The sequence below is a fragment of the Streptomyces graminilatus genome (genome assembly GCF_001418565.1).
GTDB lineage: Bacteria > Actinomycetota > Actinomycetes > Streptomycetales > Streptomycetaceae > Streptomyces > Streptomyces graminilatus.
Genome location: NZ_LIQQ01000680.1, coordinates 1 through 4,939, shown reverse-complemented (window position 1 = coordinate 4,939; position 4,939 = coordinate 1). Strand labels below are relative to the sequence as shown.

Here is a 4,939-nt window from a genome sequence, read left to right as displayed (position 1 = left end):
GGGGCGGCAGCCCCCTGGAACAGGACGGGACGGGAAGGGGCGGCGGGGGCGAGTAATCCGGCTCGGGCTGACGGGTGCCTTCGGTGAGCGGCTAGGCTCCGTGGCATGTTCTGGCCGATGGTCGCGATCGCTTTGGGGTTCCTGGGACTTGTTGTTCTTGGGGTGCTCGCCGTTCGGGTTTTTGTGGAGGCGCAGCGCCTGGGGAGGCAGGTCGCGGATTCGGCGCGGCGGATCAACCGGGCCGCCGAGGATCTGGAGCGGGCCGCCGTGCACACGGCACGCTCTGTGGACGCGTTGTGACTGTCCGGTGGCTCTTGTGTGAGTCCCTGGATTGGTGTGTTTTGGGCGACTTCGCCCTGTCACCTTGTAGGTGTCGGCGGGTACGCTGCTGATCGCGGCCGGAAAACGAGGCCCGGACCGCGAACCGGGAGTACGCACAGGGATTGCCTCAGGTTTACCCCAGAGCGTTACGATCGCTGTGAACACGACGGTCGGACGCCTGTCCGAACGATCGGACAGCATCCCCACTCAAAACCGCCTCGGTGAGAAGGTAAAGACTTATGTTCGGAAGGCTCGGAGCCCCCGAGATCATTCTCATCCTCGTCGTCATCGTCCTGCTGTTCGGGGCGAAGAAGCTTCCGGACATGGCGCGCTCGCTCGGCAAGTCCGCGCGCATCCTGAAGAGCGAAGCCAAGGCGATGAAGGCGGACGGCCAGGAGGCCGCCCCCGCAGCACCCCCGCACACCGACGAGCAGCCCCCGGTGCAGCGCACCATCCAGGCCGCTCCCGGTGACGTGACGAGCGCGCGCCCGGTCACCGAGCCCACGGACACGACCAAGCGCTGACGCTGACGCAAGGCCGGACACCTCCGGCCTGCCGCACGAGATGAGGACGTGGGTTGCTCAAGTCTGCCCGCAACAAGGAGAAGGAGCGGGATCCCGAGGGGCGGATGCCCCTCGTGGAGCACCTCCGCGAGTTGCGAAACCGCCTCGTGAAGAGCCTGCTGGCGATCGTTGTCACGACGGTGCTCGCGGCCTTCTTCTACAAGGACATCATTCAGTTCTTCACGGATCCGATCCTGGCCGCCGTGGGGTGCAAGTACAGCTTCGCGGAGCTGACCGAGGCCACCACTGACAAGACCCAGTGCGCGCGCATCGTGCAGAACGGTCTGCTCAGTCCCTTCACGCTCGCCCTCACCGTTTCACTGTCGTCCGGCGTGGTGCTCGCCACCCCGGTGTGGCTCTACCAGCTCTGGGGCTTCGTGGCGCCGGGTCTGCACCGGAACGAGAAGAAGTACAGCCTCGCCTTCGTCGGAGCGGGGTTCCCCCTGTTCCTGATGGGCGCCTACTTCGCGTACTGGTCGCTGCCCAAGATGGCGTCCGTGATGCTGGAGTTCTCCATCATCGGCAGCGACAACCAGCTACCGCTCGACGACCTTCTGCAGTTGATCATGCGGATGATCCTCGTCTTCGGGCTCTCCTTCGAGCTGCCGCTGCTGCTGGTGATGCTGAACTTCGGCGGCATCCTCTCCGGCAAGAAGATGGCCGGCTGGTGGCGGGGCATGATCATGGGCATCACCGTGTTCGCCGCGATCGCCACCCCCAGCACCGACCCCATCTCCATGCTGGCGCTGGCCGGCCCCATCTGGATCATGTACTTCGGTGCGGTGGCCATCGCCCTGGCCAACGACCGGCGCCGGGTCCGCCGTGCGGCGGAGGGGCCGGACGACGACGAAGCCTCCGACCTGGACCTCACTCCCGAGGACATCGGCGAGGCCGAGGCCGTCACCACCAGCCGCCCCGCGCTGCCCGAACAGTCGGGTCCGGAACGGATCAACGGGTACGACGACGTGACCTGAGGCTCCCGTAGCGACACCCCCGACGTGTAAGCGGCCGGGGCGCCCACCCGGCGCCCCGGCCGCTTTCCGTTTCCCTGAGCTGCGCGGATCGCGGGCTTCGCAGGCATCGATCCGGATAATGATCGTCCTGTTGTCAGTGGGGGCCGGTAGTCTCGAATGCACGATGACAGAGGATCTCTCACCGGCCGAGCGGTATGCGGCAGCACGTAAGCGCGCTGTCGAGCAGGCCACCGCGCTCGCGTCCTTCCGCGAGATGTACGACTTCGGCCTCGACCCCTTCCAGATCGAGGCCTGTCAGGCGCTCGAAGCCGGGAAGGGCGTGCTGGTGGCCGCCCCCACCGGTTCGGGCAAGACGATCGTCGGCGAGTTCGCCGTCCATCTCGCCCTCCAGCAGGGCAAGAAGTGCTTCTACACGACACCCATCAAGGCCCTGTCGAACCAGAAGTACTCCGACCTGTGCCGTCGCTACGGCGCGGACAAGGTCGGCCTGCTCACGGGCGACAACAGCGTCAACTCCGATGCCCCGGTGGTCGTGATGACCACCGAGGTGCTGCGGAACATGCTGTACGCGGGCTCGCAGACCCTCCTGGGCCTCGGCTACGTGGTGATGGACGAGGTGCACTACCTCTCCGACCGCTTCCGCGGCGCCGTGTGGGAGGAAGTGATCATCCACCTTCCCGAGTCGGTCACCCTCGTCTCGCTGTCGGCGACCGTGTCCAACGCCGAGGAGTTCGGCGACTGGCTCGACACCGTGCGCGGCGACACCCAGGTGATCGTCTCCGAGCACCGGCCCGTGCCCCTGTTCCAGCACGTGCTCGCCGGACGCCGGATGTACGACCTCTTCGAGGAGGGCGAGGGCAGCAGGAGGGCCGTCAACCCCGACCTCACCCGCCTTGCGCGGATGGAGGCCCAGCGGCCCTCCTACCAGGACCGCAAACGCGGGCGCGCCATGCGCGAGGCCGACCGTGAACGGGAGCGCAGATCACGCTCCCGCGTGTGGACTCCGGGGCGCCCCGAAGTCATCGAACGCCTCGACTCCGAGGGCCTGTTGCCCGCCATCACGTTCATCTTCAGCCGCGCGGCCTGCGAGGCCGCCGTACAGCAGTGCCTGTACGCGGGACTTCGGCTGAACGACGACGACGCGCGGGAACGGGTGCGCGCACTGGTCGAGGAGCGCACCGCCTCCATCCCCGACGAGGACCTCCATGTCCTTGGCTACTACGAGTGGTTGGAGGGCCTGGAGCGAGGCATCGCCGCCCACCACGCGGGCATGCTGCCCACGTTCAAGGAAGTCGTCGAGGAACTCTTCGTACGGGGCCTGGTGAAGGCCGTGTTCGCCACCGAGACCCTCGCGCTCGGCATCAACATGCCCGCCCGCTCGGTTGTGCTGGAGAAGCTCGTCAAGTGGAACGGCGAACAGCACGCCGACATCACCCCCGGCGAGTACACGCAGTTGACGGGGCGGGCGGGGCGGCGCGGCATCGACGTCGAAGGCCATGCCGTGGTGCTGTGGCAGCGGGGAATGAGCCCGGATCACCTCGCGGGCCTCGCCGGCACGCGCACGTACCCGCTGCGCTCCAGCTTCAAGCCGTCGTACAACATGGCGGTCAACCTCGTGGAGCAGTTCGGGCGGCACCGCTCGCGTGAGCTGCTGGAGACCTCGTTCGCGCAGTTCCAGGCCGACAAGTCGGTCGTCGGGATCTCCCGCCAGGTGCAGCGCAACGAGGAGGGCCTGGACGGCTACAAGGAGTCCATGACCTGCCACCTGGGCGATTTCGAGGAGTACGCGCGACTGCGCCGCGAACTCAAGGACCGGGAGACCGACCTGGCCCGGCAGGGCGCCGCCCAACGTCGCGCCGAGGCCGCCGTGGCCCTGGAGAAGCTGAAGCCCGGTGACATCATCCACGTCCCCACCGGCAAGTACGCGGGCCTCGCGCTCGTCCTGGACCCCGGGCTGCCCGCCGGCCGCTCCAACGGCCACCGCGGCTTCGAGCAGCACGACGGCCCCCGCCCGCTGGTGCTGACGGCCGAACGGCAGGTGAAGCGGCTCGCGTCCATGGACTTCCCGGTGCCCGTCGAGCCGTTGGAGCGGATGCGGGTCCCCAAGTCCTTCAACCCGCGTTCGCCGCAGTCCCGTCGGGACCTCGCGTCCGCGCTGCGCACCAAGGCCGGACACATCCCGCCCGAGCGGGCCCGCAAGCAGCGGGCACAGGCGGCCGACGACCGCGAGATCGCCCGGCTGCGCACCGCTATCCGCGCCCACGCCTGCCACGGCTGCAACGACCGTGAGGACCACGCCCGTTGGGCCGAGCGCTACTACCGGCTGCTGCGCGACACCTCGCAGCTGGAACGGCGTATCGAGGGTCGCACGAACACCATCGCCCGCACCTTCGACCGTATCGTCGCCCTGCTCACCGAGCTGGACTACCTGCGCGCCGACGAGGTGACCGAGCACGGCAAGCGGCTCGCCCGGCTCTACGGCGAGTTGGACCTACTGGCCAGCGAATGCCTGCGCGAGGGCGTCTGGGAGGGCCTCTCGCCCGCCGAACTCGCCGCCTGCGTCTCGGCGCTGGTGTACGAGTCCCGGGTCGCCGACGACGCCATGGCACCGAAGGTGCCGTCCGGCAGGGCCAAGGCCGCGCTCGGCGAGATGGTCCGCATCTGGGGCCGGCTCGACGCGCTGGAGGAGGAGTTCAAGATCACCCAGAGCGAGGGCGTCGGCCAGCGCGAGCCCGACCTCGGCTTCGCCTGGGCGGCCTACGAATGGGCCTCCGGCAAGGGCCTCGACGAGGTCCTGCGCGAGGCGGAGATGCCGGCCGGCGACTTCGTACGGTGGTGCAAGCAGGTCATCGACGTCCTCGGTCAGATCTCGGCCGCCGCACCGGTCTCCGGCACGGAGGGGTCGACGGTCGCGAAGAACGCGCGCAAGGCTGTGGAGGGGCTGCTGAGGGGGGTTGTGGCCTACTCGTCGGTGGGGTAGCGGTTGGCCCCACGGCGGTTTGGCGGGGTCGGGCGGACGGTGGGCCGGCGGTCGGTGAGTCGGCGGGCCAGCGGTCGGCGAGCTGGTGGGCTGGCGGGGCG

General features: G+C 68.7%; 4 protein-coding genes. All 4 read left to right on the top strand.

Going from position 1 to position 4,939, the window contains the following annotated elements:
* The first annotated feature begins 105 nt into the window (after nt 1-105).
* The 4 genes from AOK08_RS39780 (at nt 106) to AOK08_RS39765 (ending at nt 4,838) form a co-directional block, all read left to right on the top strand.
* Complete coding sequence (locus tag AOK08_RS39780; RefSeq protein ID WP_055535161.1) at nt 106-300, top strand: hypothetical protein; 195 nt, start codon at nt 106-108, stop codon at nt 298-300.
* Nucleotides 301-560: 260 nt separating this feature from the next.
* Nucleotides 561-845: a Sec-independent protein translocase subunit TatA gene (gene tatA, locus AOK08_RS39775; RefSeq protein ID WP_055535159.1), complete on the top strand. Its 285-nt coding sequence runs from the start codon at nt 561-563 to the stop codon at nt 843-845.
* 53 nt (nt 846-898) lie between these two features.
* The gene (gene tatC / locus AOK08_RS39770) at nt 899-1,858 is read left to right on the top strand and encodes a twin-arginine translocase subunit TatC (RefSeq protein WP_055535157.1); all 960 of its coding nucleotides are present in this window, start codon (nt 899-901) and stop codon (nt 1,856-1,858) included.
* A 118-nt stretch (nt 1,859-1,976) separates the two neighbouring features.
* On the top strand, nt 1,977-4,838 hold the full coding sequence (locus tag AOK08_RS39765; RefSeq protein ID WP_055535155.1) for a DEAD/DEAH box helicase: 2,862 nt from the start codon (nt 1,977-1,979) through the stop codon (nt 4,836-4,838).
* The last annotated feature ends 101 nt before the right edge of the window (nt 4,839-4,939 follow it).